This is a genomic window from Pseudomonas sp. D2002 (genome assembly GCF_013385735.1).
Lineage (GTDB): Bacteria > Pseudomonadota > Gammaproteobacteria > Pseudomonadales > Pseudomonadaceae > Aquipseudomonas.
This window is the reverse complement of the sequence record NZ_JACAPL010000005.1, coordinates 90,799-107,584: the sequence shown is the minus strand read 5'-3', so window position 1 is coordinate 107,584 and position 16,786 is coordinate 90,799. Positions and strand designations below refer to the sequence as shown.

The 16,786-nt window shown below is 58.2% G+C and carries 16 protein-coding genes; 10 read left to right on the top strand and 6 right to left on the bottom strand.

The genetic code is table 11. The features are described 5' to 3' along the window. Positions 1-20 precede the first annotated feature (20 nt). The 4 genes from HX783_RS11090 to flgA form a co-directional block, all read right to left on the bottom strand. Positions 21-770: a flagellar brake protein gene (locus HX783_RS11090; RefSeq protein WP_159959142.1), complete on the bottom strand. Its 750-nt coding sequence runs from the start codon at positions 768-770 to the stop codon at positions 21-23. 96 nt (positions 771-866) lie between these two features. Then, positions 867-1,337 (bottom strand): flagella synthesis protein FlgN, encoded by a 471-nt coding sequence (locus HX783_RS11085; RefSeq protein ID WP_071483206.1) that lies wholly within the window; start codon positions 1,335-1,337, stop codon positions 867-869. A gap of 48 nt (positions 1,338-1,385) precedes the next feature. After that, positions 1,386-1,712, bottom strand: a complete 327-nt coding sequence (flgM, locus tag HX783_RS11080; protein WP_083357165.1) for a flagellar biosynthesis anti-sigma factor FlgM — start codon at positions 1,710-1,712, stop codon at positions 1,386-1,388. Between the two features lie 142 nt (positions 1,713-1,854). Next, on the bottom strand, positions 1,855-2,619 hold the full coding sequence (gene flgA / locus HX783_RS11075) for a flagellar basal body P-ring formation chaperone FlgA (RefSeq protein ID WP_159959140.1): 765 nt from the start codon (positions 2,617-2,619) through the stop codon (positions 1,855-1,857). A gap of 82 nt (positions 2,620-2,701) precedes the next feature. Between flgA and HX783_RS11070 the strand changes: the two genes are divergently transcribed. Both HX783_RS11070 and cheR read left to right on the top strand, forming a co-directional pair. Continuing rightward, a complete protein-coding gene (locus HX783_RS11070; protein WP_159959138.1) occupies positions 2,702-3,634 on the top strand; it encodes a chemotaxis protein CheV in 933 nt (310 codons plus the stop codon). Between the two features lie 43 nt (positions 3,635-3,677). Next, entirely contained in the window at positions 3,678-4,505 is an 828-nt protein-coding gene (cheR, locus tag HX783_RS11065; RefSeq protein WP_016979774.1) for a protein-glutamate O-methyltransferase CheR, read from the top strand. A 92-nt stretch (positions 4,506-4,597) separates the two neighbouring features. Here cheR and HX783_RS11060 read toward each other — a convergent pair whose 3' ends face one another. Further along, entirely contained in the window at positions 4,598-5,383 is a 786-nt protein-coding gene (locus tag HX783_RS11060; RefSeq protein ID WP_177016912.1) for a hypothetical protein, read from the bottom strand. 318 nt (positions 5,384-5,701) lie between these two features. Between HX783_RS11060 and flgB the strand changes: the two genes are divergently transcribed. The 6 genes from flgB (at position 5,702) to HX783_RS11030 (ending at position 10,671) form a co-directional block, all read left to right on the top strand. Next, positions 5,702-6,109, top strand: a complete 408-nt coding sequence (gene flgB / locus HX783_RS11055; RefSeq protein ID WP_003214246.1) for a flagellar basal body rod protein FlgB — start codon at positions 5,702-5,704, stop codon at positions 6,107-6,109. A 3-nt stretch (positions 6,110-6,112) separates the two neighbouring features. After that, the gene (gene flgC, locus HX783_RS11050; protein WP_017138385.1) at positions 6,113-6,565 is read left to right on the top strand and encodes a flagellar basal body rod protein FlgC; all 453 of its coding nucleotides are present in this window, start codon (positions 6,113-6,115) and stop codon (positions 6,563-6,565) included. Positions 6,566-6,581: 16 nt separating this feature from the next. Further along, on the top strand, positions 6,582-7,307 hold the full coding sequence (gene flgD, locus HX783_RS11045; protein WP_177016911.1) for a flagellar hook assembly protein FlgD: 726 nt from the start codon (positions 6,582-6,584) through the stop codon (positions 7,305-7,307). A gap of 31 nt (positions 7,308-7,338) precedes the next feature. After that, a complete protein-coding gene (gene flgE, locus HX783_RS11040) occupies positions 7,339-8,649 on the top strand; it encodes a flagellar hook protein FlgE (protein WP_177016910.1) in 1,311 nt (436 codons plus the stop codon). A gap of 307 nt (positions 8,650-8,956) precedes the next feature. Further along, on the top strand, positions 8,957-9,493 hold the full coding sequence (locus HX783_RS11035) for a hypothetical protein (protein WP_177016909.1): 537 nt from the start codon (positions 8,957-8,959) through the stop codon (positions 9,491-9,493). Positions 9,494-9,621: 128 nt separating this feature from the next. Beyond that, a complete protein-coding gene (locus HX783_RS11030) occupies positions 9,622-10,671 on the top strand; it encodes a hypothetical protein (protein ID WP_177016908.1) in 1,050 nt (349 codons plus the stop codon). A 113-nt stretch (positions 10,672-10,784) separates the two neighbouring features. Here HX783_RS11030 and HX783_RS11025 read toward each other — a convergent pair whose 3' ends face one another. After that, positions 10,785-13,679 (bottom strand): ribonucleoside-diphosphate reductase subunit alpha, encoded by a 2,895-nt coding sequence (locus tag HX783_RS11025; RefSeq protein ID WP_177016907.1) that lies wholly within the window; start codon positions 13,677-13,679, stop codon positions 10,785-10,787. Positions 13,680-14,395: 716 nt separating this feature from the next. Between HX783_RS11025 and HX783_RS11020 the strand changes: the two genes are divergently transcribed. Both HX783_RS11020 and HX783_RS11015 read left to right on the top strand, forming a co-directional pair. Next, positions 14,396-15,121, top strand: a complete 726-nt coding sequence (locus HX783_RS11020; RefSeq protein WP_177016906.1) for a response regulator — start codon at positions 14,396-14,398, stop codon at positions 15,119-15,121. Next, complete coding sequence (locus tag HX783_RS11015) at positions 15,118-16,728, top strand: ATP-binding protein (protein ID WP_177016905.1); 1,611 nt, start codon at positions 15,118-15,120, stop codon at positions 16,726-16,728. Before HX783_RS11020 ends, HX783_RS11015 begins: the two co-directional genes overlap by 4 nt. The last annotated feature ends 58 nt before the right edge of the window (positions 16,729-16,786 follow it).

The window sequence follows — 16,786 nt, the reverse complement described above, 5'->3', positions numbered from 1 at the left end:
TTTGCCGCGGCCTTTAACCCTTAAAAATCGTCATCCTTGTCAAAGCGCCGCGCTTCACGTTGCAGTTGGTACACAAAGCGTTCCACCTGGCGCTGCACCAAGCCGCTCATATTGTGGAAACGCACGCCGGCGAAGGTGGTGTTGATCTTGTCTTCGAAATGCAGGTAACGCAGTTCGACAGAAGTGGTCATGCTGCCGAAGGGCAGGGCGGCAATAAAGCGATCGTAAACCTGGCCCAGTTGCAGGCGCTCGGAGATATCGCCTTCAAAGCGCAATTTGCAGCCAGTGGCGGAGATATCCAGCAGCTTGCCGCTGATCGGTGCCTTGAGCTTCTCGCCGCCCAGTTCGATGCTGACCAATTGCGCCAGCTTCAGCGCGGCGCGGAATGCATTGCGACGCTGATGGTAGACCACCTCGTCGGGCATGCTGCCGGTGTAGATGCGGTGGCCGCCTTTTTCGCTGATGGTCAGCGTGCCGTTGCTTTCCCAGGCGACTCGCACGCCATCATGAAAGCCTTCGATGCGAAAGGGCTCGCCATTCTCGAGATAGCGTTCACCGTCACGCGGGATCATTTCGTCCAGGGCCAGCGTCTTGCTGTCCCGGTCAACGTCCACCAGGTAGCTTTGGAAGCGTTGGCTGCGTTCATGGAAAGTGATGATCAACGGATCATGGCTTTCTTGCAGCATCCGTAACGTGCCGGCGATTTCCAGAGGCGTGGTGAGCACCTTGGGTGGCTGCGGGGCATCTTCCGCATTAAGGGCGTTGAACACGTTTCTTCCATCTCCAGACAAAATACGACTACACGCAAGAACCGGCATTTTGCCAGTATGTAGCGCGCCTTGGATAGGGCGCGCGGTAAACCGGCGTCAGGCTTGGCTGCGGGTGCTTGGCTTGACCAGGCGTGAAGTGGAGCCTTGGGCGTTGTACAGGGCCGGAGGCTCACCGCCGTGAAGTATGCGCAACTGGTTGGCGGTCGTAGCTTGCTGCAGCTGGATCGACTGACCGTTGAGCAGGTTGGCTTCCTGGCACTGGGCGAGCAATTGATTGAGTGCGGTGCTCTGCGCCAGCAACTGATCGCCAACCGAGGAGTGGCTGGCCAGTTGTGCGAGGCCGTCGTGATCAGCCGGGAGGCCCAGGCTGATGAGAATTTCGCTGCGCTTCTTGCCATGCTGCTCCAGCAGCACGATCAGCGACTGCTTGCGCGCCAGGATTTCTTCCAGCAAACGCATGTCCCGACCGTACAGGGCCAGGGACTCCTCTTTGAGCAGCTCGAGCAAATGTTGCGTCGGCGCCAGATCATCAATGATCAGTTGAAGCAAATGTTCGTCGTGGTGCATGGCTGGCCTTGGGTTTTAAGCGTCCAAAAGCCCTGCGCAGGCCTTTGCCTAGCGCTCGGCTTCGAAGTTAAGCAGCTTGCTGGCTACACGGTTGCTGTCGACTTTATAGCTGCCATCGGCGATAGCCTGTTTCAACTCGGCCACGCGGGCTTTATTGACAACCGGTTGGTCGCGCAGCGAGTCAGTGACCTTCTGCAACTGTTGAGCCTCATTGCTCAGGTGTACGGATTCCCCGCTTTGGCTGGCGCCGGCCTGTTCTGCTTTGGCGGCAGGGGCAGGTTGGGCCTTGGCTTCTACGCTGTCCTTGGCACCGCTGGTACGCGTGTTGCCGGGCAACGCCGGGGTGTTATTTAAACGACTGAAATCAATGACCATGTTAAAAAAACCTCTGGGTATTTGGACGCTTGCCATGTTTTCGGCCATACCCGGACAAACTTTAGGCTCGATTGACAATAAACCTGCACGTGCACACATCGTGCGCACAGTGTAGGAAAAGCAGGCGTCCTATGCCAGTGAACTATAAAGCAACCTCAACTTGCCCGGGGGCCGTCACTTGCGCCTTGATCACACGGTTGGAGTTGAGGTTTTTGACCCTGATCTGTTCGCTCATGCCGCCATTGGACAGCGCTTCACCCGGCATCTTTACCGTCAGCCCGCCACTGCTGGCGGAAATGACCACCTGATCGCCTTTGCGAATCACCTCGGCCTGCTCAAGATGGACCAGCGTGATGACTTGGTCAGTGACCATTGGTCGGGTAAGTTTTTGCCCAACTGCCTGGTCGAGCGAGGTGAGGTAGCCCTGATTGATCAGGCTGATATCCCGTTCACGCATGGCCACATCGTCGAACCCGATAATGCCGGTGCGCTTCAGCGGCCGCGTCACCACCACCACATCGCGGAACAGCTTGACCTGCGCCGGTACGAACACAGTCCAGGGCGAAGCGCCTTCGCAGCGCACTTTAACCGTCACACGGCCGATGGGCTGGGCCGGGCTTTCCAGGGTAGCTGTCAATTCCTTGTCGCACATTGGCATGCGCAGGCGTGGGTCCAGCTGGCTGACCTGTATCTCATAACGCCCAGGTGTCTGCGTGGTTGCCAGATAATCTTCTACAGTGAACTCAAGAAAGCCTTGAGTGACGCCGATAAGGAGATCAGGCAAGGTGGCATTCTCTGCACGGGCCGTGGTGCCTGAGCCCACGGCAAACAAAGCCAGCGTGACGCAGAGCAATCTGCAGTACCGTTGGAGGTTGGGGCGTCGGGAAACTGTCGTTTTGATATCCATAAACTAATAAATAGCAAAGCTCGTGCCGTTTAGTGTTGGGTGCGCGTCGCACTCCCAAAGGTTTTAGCGTAGGAGTCAGGGCATGGCAGGAGTAATGGATTCAGTAAACCAGCGTACACAGCTGGTGGGGCAGAATCGCCTGGAGCTGTTGCTTTTTCGCCTGGATGGCAAGCAGCTATATGGCATCAATGTGTTTAAGGTGCGGGAAGTGTTGCAGTGCCCCAAGCTGACCATAATGCCCAAATCCAGCCCCGTGGTCTGTGGCGTGGCCAATATCCGTGGCGCGACCATCCCGATTCTTGACCTGGCCATGGCCACCGGTTCCGCCGGTTTGCAGGACCGCCAGAGCCCGTTTGTGATCATCACCGAGTACAACACCAAGACCCAGGGTTTCCTGGTGCGCTCGGTGGAGCGCATCGTCAACATGAACTGGGAAGAGATCCATCCGCCGCCCAAGGGCACCGGGCGCGATCACTACCTCACGGCGGTGACGCGGGTCGATAACCAATTGGTGGAAATCATCGACGTGGAGAAAATCCTCGCCGAAGTGGCGCCTACCTCCGAATCGATCTCGGTGGGTGTGGTGGACGCCGAGACGGCGCACAAGGCGATTTCTCTGCGCGTGCTGACCGTGGACGATTCCTCGGTGGCGCGTAAGCAGGTGAGCCGCTGCCTGCAAACTGTCGGCGTGGAAGTGGTAGCCCTCAACGACGGGCGCCAGGCCCTGGATTACTTGCGCAAACTGGTAGATGAAGGCAAGAAGCCTGAAGAAGAATTCTTGATGATGATCTCCGACATTGAAATGCCGGAAATGGACGGTTACACCCTCACGGCCGAGATACGCAACGATCCACGCATGCAAAAATTGCATATCATCCTGCATACTTCGTTGTCGGGTGTATTCAATCAGGCGATGGTCAAGAAGGTCGGTGCCGATGACTTTTTGGCCAAGTTCCGCCCTGATGACCTGGCATCCCGGGTAGTCGACCGGATCAAGGCAGCAGATCACGGCTAAGGGGAGTTCCCCTGGCGGTCACACGATTTAAGAGGCGGTATCATTGTCTACGGGTAATTTGGATTTCGAACAGTTCCGGGTCTTCCTGGAAAAAGCCTGTGGCATATTGCTCGGTGAAAACAAGCAGTACCTGGTATCCAGCCGTCTCAACAAACTGATGGAGCAGCAGGGCATCAAGTCCCTGGGTGAGTTGGTACAGCGCATCCAGGGCCAGCCGCGCAGCGGGCTCAAGGAAATGGTGGTGGACGCCATGACCACCAACGAAACCTTGTGGTTTCGCGATACCTACCCCTTTGAGGTGCTCAAGAGCAAAGTGCTGCCGGAGGCCATCAAGGCCAGCCCGGGCCAGCGCCTGCGTATCTGGTCGGCGGCGTGCTCGTCGGGGCAGGAACCGTACTCGATCTCGATGTCCATCGACGAGTTCGAGCGCACGAACATGGGCCAGTTGAAGGCGGGTGCGCAAATTGTTGCCACTGACTTGTCCGGCACCATGCTCACCAACTGCAAGACCGGCGAGTACGACAGCCTGGCCCTGGGCCGTGGTTTGTCACAGGAGCGCCTGCAACGCTACTTCGACCCGAAAGGGGCTGGGCGCTGGGCGGTCAAGGCGCCAATCAAGAGTCGGGTGGAGTTCCGCTCGTTCAACCTGCTCGACAGTTACGCCAGCCTGGGCAAGTTCGACATGGTGTTCTGCCGCAACGTGCTGATCTACTTCTCGGCTGAAGTGAAGAAGGACATTCTGTTGCGTATCCACGGTACGCTCAAGCGCGGAGGTTACTTGTTCCTCGGCGCGTCCGAGGCGCTGAACGGCTTGCCGGATCATTACCAGATGGTGCAGTGCAGCCCCGGTATCATTTACCAGGCCAAGTGAGCGGTTTTTGCGTATAAAAAAACGGGAGCCCCGACAAGGGTCTCCCGTTTTTTTATGCGCGCAAGCGGTGGGCAGTGCCGCGTCGGCCGACGTCAGGGGCGGGGTGTCATTCGGATATTGCTCAGGGATAGACCATGAAGCCCGTTGGGCACTGCATCATTAAAGATACCTAGCCGCACATCGCCTGTGGTGGTGGCAGTGAAGGTCCCGGTCCCGGTTTGCGGCTGGCCTAGCGTAAGGTTTTGTACATTTGCACCAATGCGGGTGCCGTTCATCGTCATGTACAGGGTTGAACCATCGCTGGTGGCCGCGCTGCCAATGGCGACAAAGCTGCAATCGTATGTGCGCCCTGCAACCACCGGCACGGGGCGGGTGATGATGTGGGCGCGGGTCGCCGTGAAGAGGGTCGGGTCAAGGCGCACGGTCGAATTGAGCACGTACAGCCGATTGCCCGTATAAGGCCCCTGGGCTACCCAGCCTTGGAAACCGTTGCTGAAGTCCCAAATGGTGCCTGGCGTTGGCACGATGATAATAGGCAGCTTGTTGATGAGTACTCTCGCTGTCGGTGCGGAGGTTCTTGGCTGTCCAGTGCGCTGGATGCTCAGCAGCAAATGCACGACGTTGCCTGCGCTCATTTCTACTATGGACTTAGGTATCAAAAGCTCGATTTGGGGGGCGTTCTGGGGAATTTGAAAGCTCTGGTTATGCTCGCCGCCAAAGATGGAGCTGCTCAGGGTCAAATAGACCCTGTCTCCGTTTTCGACAGGGAAGTTGAGCGTCAATCTGGCAACATCGCCGACAATAAGCGTGGTGTTCAGATTCGCGATTGGGGTCGCTGAATCTTGCTCGTTGAATCGTGGAGACGGGATGATCAACATTGTTAACCTCTGCTTGACGCATGGTGGGATGTCCCCCAATAAGGCCTCCGAGCCGATACACATAACAACTGTCAGAAATGACAGTGCAGACAAACGGTCAGCGATTCTCGGCCACCTCGGTTTGTCTCTTGCCGCCCCTGTAAAAGCGGCAACCGCCCTTGCCGCTTTACTGGCGCCACGCGGAAGGTGATTGCCGCTTTTCTGGCATTGCCGGCGGCAACCATCCCGAAAACCCTTTAAATACGGGGCCTGAGCGAATTGGCATGCGCCTTGCTATAACCCAGATACGAAAAGCAGGTCAGCCTAAAGGTTTCCGCCATGAGCATCAGCTTCGATAAAGCGCTCGGTATCCACGAACAAGCCCTGGGCTTCCGCGCCCAGCGTGCCGAAGTCCTGGCCAACAACATTGCCAACGCCGACACCCCGAACTACAAGGCTCGGGACCTGGACTTCTCCGCCGTGCTCGCCGCACAGCAGGACAAGACCAAGAACGGCACCTTCGCCTTGAACATGACCAACAGCCGTCATATCGAAGCGCAAGGCCTGGGCAATGGGGACGAGTCGCTGCTGTATCGCACGCCGATGCAGCCATCGATCGACCAGAACACCGTCGACGCCCAGCTCGAGCAATCGGCCTACGCCGAGAACTCGGTGAATTTTCAGGCCAGCTTCACCCTGCTCAACAGCAAATTCAAAGGGCTGATGTCAGCCCTGCGTGGAGAGTAAGCCATGTCCTTAGCCAGTGTTTTCAATATTGCCGGCAGTGGCATGAGCGCGCAGACCACGCGCCTGAACACCGTCGCCAGTAACATCGCCAACGCCGAGACCGTGTCTTCGAGCATTGACCAGACTTACCGCGCCCGTCACCCGGTGTTCGCCACCATGTTCCAGGGCGGCCAGGCTGGCCAGAGCGGAAGCGGCGACTCGCTGTTCCAGAACCAGGATGCCGCCGGTCAAGGCGTGCAGGTGCTCGGCGTGGTCGAAGACCAGAGCAACCTGGAAGCGCGTTATGAGCCTAACCACCCGGCCGCGAACGAAAAGGGTTACGTCTACTACCCCAACGTCAACGTGGTCGAGGAAATGGCCGACATGATCTCCGCCAGCCGCTCGTTCCAGACCAACGCGGAAATGATGAACACCGCCAAAACCATGATGCAGAAGGTCCTGACCCTGGGTCAGTGATAAGGGGCGCCAAATAATGGCCATCGTTGATACCACTAACAACACGGCAGTCCAGGACCTTTTTAACGCCAAGGTCAAGACGGCTACCGACAACAGCAGCCTCGGCAGCGCTGCCAGCGCGGCGACGGGTAACCAGTCGCTGGGAAAGGACGCCTTCCTGCAACTGCTGGTGACCCAGCTGAAAAACCAGAACCCGCTGTCGCCTCAGGACAACGGCGCGTTCGTGGCGCAACTGGCGCAGTTCAGCAGCCTGGAAGGCATCAACACCCTGAACGAGTCGGTGAATGCGATCTCCAGCAACTTCAGCTCCTCGCAAGCACTGCAAGCGTCGTCGCTGGTGGGGCGCTCGATCATCACCCAGACCGACAAGGCCATGGTTGATACCAGCAAGAGCATGACCGGTTCGGTGGCAGTGACGGCGGCGACCGGTAACGTCTCGGTGAAGATCACCGACAAAGACGGCAACGTGGTGCGCACTATCGACATGGGCGCCCAAAGCGCCGGCGATGCCAGCTTTATCTGGGACGGCAAGAACGACAAGGGCGAGGTCGCGCCTGCCGGGACTTACACCTTTGCGGCCACCACCAAGAATGACAAAGGCGACTCGGTTGCCCTGGCAACGTCGTTGCCGGCCACCGTCACCAGCGTGACGTTGAGCAAGACCGGCGGCGAAATGCTGCTGAACCTCGCAGGCGGCATGGGCAGCGTCAAGCTGTCGCAAATTCAGACTATCGGTACATAGAGCCGGCTAAATACGGCAGAAGGAGAGAAACATGTCTTTTAACATCGGCCTCAGCGGCCTCTATGCGGCCAACAAACAACTGGACGTGACCGGCAACAACATCGCCAACGTTGCGACCACGGGCTTCAAATCGTCCCGTGCCGAATTCTCGGACATCTACGCGGCGTCCAAACTGGGCACTGGCCAGAACAGCATCGGCAACGGCGTGAACCTGGCGGCGGTGTCCCAGCAGTTCACCCAGGGCGACGTGAACAACAGCGGCGGCATCCTGGACATGGCGATCCAGGGCGGTGGCTTCTTCGTGCAGAAGGGCAGCGACGGCTCGCTGGAATACACCCGCAGTGGTGCCTTCCGTGCCGACAAAGATGGCTACATCACTAACAACACCGGTACTTCGCGCCTGCAAGGTTACGCCGCAGACGATAACGGCAAGATCAACAAGGGCGGCCTGACCGACCTGCAACTGAACCTGTCGAACCTGCCGCCGAAGGCGTCCACCAAAGTGGACTCCACCAGTAACCTGAACTCTTCGGAACTGCCGATCGATCAGACCAAGAAGCCGTTTGACCCGAACGACACCAGCACCTTCACCACTCAGTACAGCACCACCTTGTATGACTCCCAGGGCAACGCGCACCCGATGGTGCAGTACCTGGTTAAAACCGACGGCAACAAGTGGAACGCTTATACCCTGATTGATGGTCGCAACCCGGATGGCACCCCGCCGACAGGTAGCGGTGCTGTCGCGCCTGTGCCATCCACGTTGTCCTTTGATGGTTCCGGCAAGCTCACCAGCATCACAGGCCCTGCTGTGACTGGCACCACCTTGACCATTACCGGTTGGGTCCCAGGCACCGTGACTAACGGCGTATGGACTAAAAACGGTGCGGATGCCAACCCGACGGGCATCGCCATCAACATGGCCAACATCACCCAGTACAACTCGGCCACCTACCGCAACCCGCCAACCACCGACGGTTACGCCACCGGCCAGATAACCGGCCTGAAAATCGACGGCAGCGGCGTACTGTTCGCCACGTTCAGCAACCAGCAGAGCAAGGCCATCGGTCAGATCTCCCTGGCCAGCTTCAACAACGAACAGGGCCTGCAGCCAGCCGGCGGCACGACGTGGAAGGAAACCTTCGCGTCGGGCCAACCGGGCTTTGACACTCCGCAAGCCGGCACCTTGGGTTCGATCGTGGCCAACTCCCTGGAGAACTCCAACGTCAACCTGACCAACGAGCTGGTGGACCTGATCAAGGCCCAGAGCAACTACCAGGCGAACGCCAAGACCATCTCCACCCAGAGCACCATCATGCAGACCATCATTCAGATGACCTGATGCCGATGCTTTAACCTGCTGCATTGGAAAACCCCTCGATCGAGGGGTTTTTTTTTGCTCGTTAGTTGGCCGCTCAGCCGATGTGGAAAAGATAAAGTCTTACATTGAATGGAACATAGTCCTGCGCTGTTTTAGTCGTTGCCACATATCGTTACGTGAAAGTTCTTTACTGGTGGAACCTGATGTCTGTCGCCTGCCACAAATCGTAAGAGAATGAAACAGACCAATAAGCATGTGGATTTCTTAATATGTTTCGACCACCGGTTGTTTTAAGGGGTCGTCATCTTTATCAAGTGCGGAGGTTGTTATGGTTTCCAGTATTTCGAATGGTGCGGCAGGTGTAAGCAACTACCCAGAAAATATGAATAATGGCCCTGCCGCAAATGCGCCTGCTGCGCCTCCAAGCTCGGGCAGCGGCGGCGGGCAAATTGCTTACGGCGAATATAACGGCCCTAGTTTTCAAAAAGCCCCAGCGGACGCGAGCAGTTTGACTGGCGGTGAAAAAATAAAAGAAATGGGTGGAATGATTAATCGGATAAAGGAGATGTTTTCCAAAGAGGGTGCGGAGGGTAAAGACGATAAGAAAGGAGCAGCCGACGAACTCGGTAAGGGCAAGAAGGGAGCGGTCGACGAACTGGGTAAGGGCAAAAATGCAGATGATGCAGGCAAAAACGACGGTGCCGATGAACTGGGCAAAGATAAAAAAATAGACGATGCAAATAAGGACGCCGACGTCTCTGATAAAGACCTGAAGAGTAAAGCAATGGAAGTTCTAAAAAGCGTGGTCGATGCAATAACCGGCCTTTTTGGAACTAAGGAATCCACGAGCCCTGCGCCAAAGTAACCGGTTGTGGCGATGCTTTAGACAACCAAACTTTGCCCGCTTTGGCGCGCGTTGCTTTATTCGATTTTTGGTGGGCGCTACCCGCGCCCTTCATTAGGTGTTTGTCATAAAAGGATGTGAGGGGGTGTATGGAAATCTCTTCTATGCTCAGGTCCGGCATTAACTCTTTATTGGGCGGTGATACAGCCAATGGTGGAAATGCAGGCGCTTCGGTAGTTAACCGTTCAAACAATGCTAACGACTCAGGCATCAACTTTGCTGGTAACGAAAGTAAAAGTTCAATTAGCTTTGGCTCCGATGGCGGGGGCGGTGTCGCAGCAGGATCCGGGTTTGGCGCAGGTGGTGATGTTGAAGGGCGATCCTGGGATTGGTTTAAAAGGTTGCTCGAGGCGTTGGGCCTTTCCAGCGGCGATTATTCAGGCGGCGGCGGCGGCGGCGGCGGCGGCGGTGGTAGTGGCGGTGGTAGTGGTGGTGGTCCAGCCCCCGCTCCGCGCCCGGGCCCAGCTCCCAGCCCGGGAATAGACCAATCGCCATCATTCAAGTCCGATAGTGCCTCGGCCAATCTGGAAAGTTATGATCCGGCTAAACCGACCAAAAGGGATTCAAAGTTAACGGATGAACAGATCACCACTGGCTTCGTGCAGGGGCAGGAGGGTAACTGCGCGACGGTGTCAGGCATTAAGGCATTGTTCAAAGCTGCGGGTACCGATGACCCTGAGAAACTGAACAAATCGGTTAAGAAAACTGAGGGGGGCTATGACGTTGTTCAAATGGATGGCACCAAGGTCAGCTTAACTGATGCTGAGTTGGAAACAGCCAAAAAAGCTGCCAACTTCAATGGCAGTGATAAGGAGATGGTAAAAAACGCAACGTTTGAATTTGCCTTGGCTGCCAAGCGCGCACAAAAGGAGGGTAATGACGGTGCGACAACCTTTGAACAAGGGCTGCAATCCTTGAACAATGGTGATTACAGCGAAGCCGGGCTGAAGCGTTTGGGGTTGGAGGATTACATCTCCAAAGGGTCGGCTGCAGATTTGGCGAGTGGTCAGGTAGGGACCATTGACAGGGACGGCCATGCGGTCGCGGTCATGAGCGGTCGGGAGGAGTTGTGGGGGTCTAAAGGGGGAGTCCCAACCCACGGTGACGCGACGTTGCTGTCGAAGACTAAGGTCAGGTAACTGGCCCAGGGAGTCATCAGGGCATCGAGGTAAAAACCATCCTCGATAAACCCCACTGTTGCCAGGGTTTATCGAGGGCCGATCCCGAGGTCAGGCCTCGGGAGTGGCGGGTTTTATTGGCAGGCTTCGCAATCCGGCTCGTCAATCGCGCAAGCCTTCGGCACTGGCGCTGGGCCGGCAGGGGCTGCGAGTACCGAATCATCACCGTGGTTGCCGCTGGAAACAGCGTTCAGCTTACCGGTGTTGATGGTCGACTTCTCGGTGCTGGTCGCGGCCAGGGCACGGAGGTAGTAAGTGGTTTTCAGGCCACGGTACCACGCCATGCGGTAGGTCACGTCCAGCTTCTTGCCCGATGCGCCGGCGATGTACAGGTTCAGCGACTGAGCCTGGTCGATCCACTTCTGACGACGGCTGGCGGCGTCAACGATCCACTTGGTGTCCACTTCGAAGGCGGTCGCGTAGAGCTCTTTGAGTTCTTGCGGGATGCGCTCGATCTGCTGCACGGAGCCGTCGTAGTACTTCAGGTCGTTGATCATGACCGAGTCCCACAGGCCGCGGGCTTTCAAGTCGCGAACCAGGTACGGGTTGATCACGGTGAATTCGCCCGACAGGTTCGATTTCACATACAGGTTCTGGTAGGTCGGTTCGATCGACTGCGATACGCCAGTGATGTTGGCGATGGTGGCGGTCGGTGCGATGGCCATGATGTTGGAGTTACGAATACCTTTCTGCACGCGGGCACGTACCGGCGCCCAGTCCAGGGATTCGTTCAGGTCAACGTCGATGTACTTCTGGCCACGTTGCTCGATCAGGATCTGTTGCGAATCCAGCGGCAGGATGCCTTTGGACCACAGCGAACCCTGGAACGTCTCGTAGGCGCCGCGCTCGTCGGCCAGGTCGCAGGAAGCCTGGATAGCGTAATAGCTGACCGCCTCCATGGACTTGTCGGCGAACTCGACCGCAGCGTCCGAACCGTAAGGAATGTGCTGCAGGTACAGCGCGTCCTGGAAGCCCATGATGCCCAAGCCGACCGGACGGTGCTTGAAGTTGGAGTTCTGCGCCTGTGGCACCGAGTAGTAGTTGATGTCGATAACGTTATCGAGCATACGAACGGCGGTGTTGACGGTGCGTTCCAGCTTGGCGGTGTCCAGCTTGCCGTTGACGATGTGGTTCGGCAGGTTGATCGAGCCCAGGTTGCAAACGGCGATCTCGTCCTTGTTGGTGTTCAAGGTGATCTCGGTGCACAGGTTCGAGCTGTGGACCACGCCCACGTGCTGCTGCGGGCTGCGCAGGTTGCACGGGTCTTTGAAGGTCAGCCATGGGTGGCCGGTTTCAAACAGCATGGAGAGCATTTTGCGCCACAGGTCTTTGGCCTGGATGGTCTTGAACAGCTTGATTTTGCCTGGGTACTGGGACAGGGCTTCGTAGTACTCGTAACGCTCTTCGAAGGCCTTGCCGGTCAGGTCGTGCAGGTCCGGTACTTCGGATGGCGAGAACAGGGTCCACGGGCCGTCATCGAAGACACGCTTCATGAACAGGTCAGGGATCCAGTTGGCGGTGTTCATGTCGTGGGTACGACGGCGATCATCACCGGTGTTCTTGCGCAGCTCGATGAACTCTTCAATGTCCATGTGCCAGGTTTCCAGGTAGGCACACACAGCGCCTTTGCGCTTGCCACCCTGGTTAACTGCAACGGCGGTGTCGTTCACCACTTTCAGGAACGGAACCACGCCCTGGGACTTGCCGTTGGTGCCCTTGATGTACGAACCCAATGCACGCACTGGCGTCCAGTCGTTGCCCAGGCCGCCGGCGAATTTGGACAGCATGGCGTTGTCGTGGATCGCGTGGTAGATGCCCGACAGGTCATCCGGCACGGTGGTCAGGTAGCAGCTCGACAGCTGTGGACGCAGGGTGCCGGCGTTGAACAGCGTCGGGGTCGACGACATGTAGTCGAAGGACGACAGCAGGTTGTAGAACTCGATGGCGCGGTCTTCTTTATGCTTTTCTTCAATCGCCAGGCCCATGGCCACGCGCATGAAGAACACTTGCGGCAGTTCGAAGCGGATACCGTCCTTGTGGATGAAGTAACGGTCGTACAGGGTTTGCAGGCCCAGGTACGTGAACTGCTGGTCGCGCTCGTGGTTGATCGCCTTGCCGAGTTTTTCCAGGTCGAAGGTAGCCAGGACCGGGTTCAGCAATTCGAATTCGATACCCTTGGCGATGTAGGCCGGCAGGGCCTTGGCGTACAGGTCAGCCATCTCGTGGTGGGTGGCGCTGTCGGCGACTTTCAGGAAGCCCAGGCCTTCGGCACGCAGGGTGTCCATCAGCAGGCGCGCGGTCACGAACGAGTAGTTCGGCTCACGTTCAACCAGGGTACGGGCGGTCATCACCAGGGCGGTGTTGACGTCGGTCAGGGCCACGCCGTCGTACAGGTTCTTCAGGGTTTCGCGCTGGATCAGGTCACCGTCGACTTCTTCCAGGCCTTCGCAGGCCTCGGTGATGATGGTGTTCAGGCGGCCCAGGTCCAGCGGTGCAAAAGAACCGTCGGCCAGGGTGATGCGGATCGACGGGTGAGCTTGCACGGCCGCTTCTTCAGCTGGAGTGCGTACGGCGCGTTCCTTGGCGCGCGAGTCACGGTAGATTACGTAGTCGCGGGCGACTTTCTGCTCGCCGGCACGCATCAGGGCCAGTTCAACCTGGTCCTGGATTTCTTCGATGTGGATGGTGCCGCCCGATGGCATGCGACGCTTGAAGGTCGCGGTGACTTGTTCAGTCAGGCGGGCAACGGTGTCGTGGATGCGCGACGAGGCAGCAGCGGTGCCGCCTTCAACTGCAAGAAACGCTTTGGTGATCGCGACGGTGATTTTGTCATCGGTGTAAGGAACGACAGTGCCGTTACGCTTGATCACGCGCAATTGGCCGGGCGCGGTGGCGGACAGATCCAGGTTCGAATCAGCGGCCTGCGGCACGGAGCCTTGCGGGTTCTCGCGAGTTGTGTCGGTTTGCATGGGGGGTTGTCTCCACATTCTATATTTATTTGGGCACCATCACGGTGCCCACCGTTCCGTCCTGAAGCACTTACAACAGGCCTGGGCCTGGCATAACAACTTCGGGACAGGAGGAAGGGAGCTCATCGCGCCGCTTCCATGCCGAAGTCTTCGGTTCGGGCCTTGAAGCGCCCTTCACCGTATTCCTGGTGGGTGACAGTTGCTCGCTTCAAGCACTGCAACACCCGTACCGTTTTGCGCTGTTGAGGCTGGAAAACGGCTGCCATCCGCGTGCGCGGTTTGGGCTTTGAAAAAATGCTTTGGTTCAACCAAACGGGAGCAAGAAAGCGCTTGAGTTTCTTGTCTGATCTGTGTTTGGTTTTTTCGCTTAAAACCCTACATGTAGGGTTTTTTCAGCGCCGAGGTACAAGATAATGCGTTTTGGGGGGCTTAGCAACGCACTACCTGTGGATAACGCTGTGGGTAAAATGTGTATGAAACGTGGAATGCCCGTGTAGGCCGCAGTACTGCTGGATTACACCGTTTGTCACCGAATATTCCTAGGCAAAAACCGTCTGTTGGATTTTTGAGGGCGCGAACCCTATCACAAAAAAACCTGATCACCGAATGGATTTCCCGGCTTGTGCTAGAGGGCTGGCCCATGGCTACAATCGGCCTTCATATAAGGGCAGTATTGTGTTCCCCGTAGATGACAATAATTAGAAACGAGGTAGCGCATGGAGCAAGAAGCCTGGCAAATTCTGATCGTCGAGGACGACGAGCGATTGGCCGAGTTGACCCGTGATTACCTGGAAAGCAACGGCCTGTGCGTGTCGGTGGAAAGCGACGGCGCACTGGCGGCGGCGCGCATCATCGCCGAACAGCCTGACCTGGTGATCCTCGACCTGATGCTGCCCGGCGAAGACGGCCTGAGCATCTGCCGCAGGGTGCGCGAGCGCTATGACGGTGTGATCCTGATGCTCACCGCGCGCACCGATGACATGGACCAGGTGCTGGGCCTGGACATGGGCGCCGACGACTACGTGTGCAAACCCGTGCGCCCGCGCCTGTTGCTGGCGCGTATCCAGGCCTTGCTGCGGCGCAGCGAGCCGGCTGAACCGGTTGCCGTGGAAAACCAGCGCCGCCTGCAATTTGGCCCGCTGGTGGTCGATAACGCCCTGCGCGAAGCCTGGTTGCACAACGGCGGCATCGAGCTGACCAGTGCCGAATTCGACCTGTTGTGGCTGCTGGTGGCGAATGCCGGGCGCATTTTGTCCCGCGAAGAAATCTTCATCGCCTTGCGCGGCATCGGCTATGACGGCCAGGACCGCTCCATTGATGTGCGTATTTCCCGTATCCGCCCGAAAATCGGCGACGACCCGATCCACCCGCGCCTGATCAAGACCATCCGCAGCAAAGGCTATTTGTTCGTCCCCGAAGCCGCTGCCGATATGCCGCTGTGAACTCGATCTTCCTGCGCATCTACGGCGGCATGTGCGCGGCGCTGATTCTGGTGGCGTTGCTCGGCGTGCTGGCCTTGCACCTGCTCAATGAAGTGCGTAGCGGCCAATACCGCGAGCGCCTGGCCCATGGCACCTTTGCGTTGATGGGCGACAACCTGCAACCCATGAGCCCCATCGAGCGCCAGCGCGCCTTGGCTGTGTGGGAGCGTTTGCTCGGCATTCCCCTGGAGTTGCGCCCGCTGGCCGATGCGCAGCTGGACCTGAGCCAGCGCAACCGCCTGCAACGTGGCCAGGTGCTGGTGCAACAGACCGGGCCGCACGCGGCGCGGGTGTTGCGCCTGGTCAGCGAGCCGTCGCAACTGGTCCTCACGGGCGAAGTGCAGCAAATCAGCGAGCAACTGGCCCGCGCGACGATTTACCTGCTGGCTGACGAACTGGTGCGTTTTCCGGTCGCCGAGCAACCGCAAAAGCTCGCGGATATAAAAGAAGCCAAGGGCTTTGGTTTTGACATGCACCTGATGACCCTGGATCAGGCCGACATGGACGATGACCAGCGCCGCCGGGTCTCGGAAGGCGATACGGTGATGGCCTTGGGCAAGGGCGGCGATTCAATCCGCGTATTTGCCGGCATGGTCGGTACGCCGTGGGTGCTGGAGATTGGCCCGCTGTATCAAATGAACCCTTATCCGCCGCAATGGTTGATTCTGATCGCGCTGATCAGCCTGACCCTGATCGGCTTGATCGTGTACTTGTTGGTGCGCCAGCTCGAGCGGCGTCTCAAAGGCCTGGAAGCGGCGGCCACGCGCATTGCCAAAGGCAACCTGGAAGTGCGCGTGCCGGCGCGCGGCGCTGATTCGGTGGGGCGCCTGGCGGCGGCCTTTAATGGCATGGCCGAGCACTTGCAGCAGTTGCTGGCGATCCAGCGTGAACTGGTGCGCGCGGTGTCCCACGAGTTGCGCACGCCGGTGGCGCGCCTGCGCTTTGGCCTGGAGATGATCGGCGACGCCACCACCCCCGAGGCGCGGCGTAAATATATGGACGGCATGGACAGCGATATCCAGGACCTCGATGGCCTGGTGGATGAAATGCTCACGTATGCGCGCCTGGAGCAGGGCGCGCCGGAGCTGAATTTCCAGCGCGTCGACCTCAGCGTGTTGCTCGATCAGGTGATCGGCGAATTGTCGCCACTGCGCCCGCACGTCACGGTAGCGCGTGGCATCTGCCTGTCTTCGGCGCATTGGGATGACGCCTGGGTCGACGCCGAGCCGCGCTACCTGCACCGAGCCCTGCAAAACCTGGTGAGCAATGCGATGCGCCATGCCCAGGGCCAGGTGTTGATCAGTTACCAAGTGGGCCAAGTGCGTTGCCGCATCGATGTGGAAGACGATGGCCCCGGCGTGCCGGAAAGCGCCTGGGAGCGCATCTTTACGCCGTTCCTGCGCCTGGACGACAGCCGCACCCGTGCCTCGGGCGGGCATGGCCTGGGGTTGTCGATTGTGCGGCGGGTGATTTATTGGCACGGCGGGCGGGCGTTGATCAGCAAGAGCAACAACCTGGGTGGGGCGTGCTTCAGCTTGAGTTGGCCCAGGGATCAGCAGAAGGCTTGAGATCGCTCGCAGGCAAGCCAGCTCCCATAGTTGAAATGCATTCAAAAATGTGGGAGCT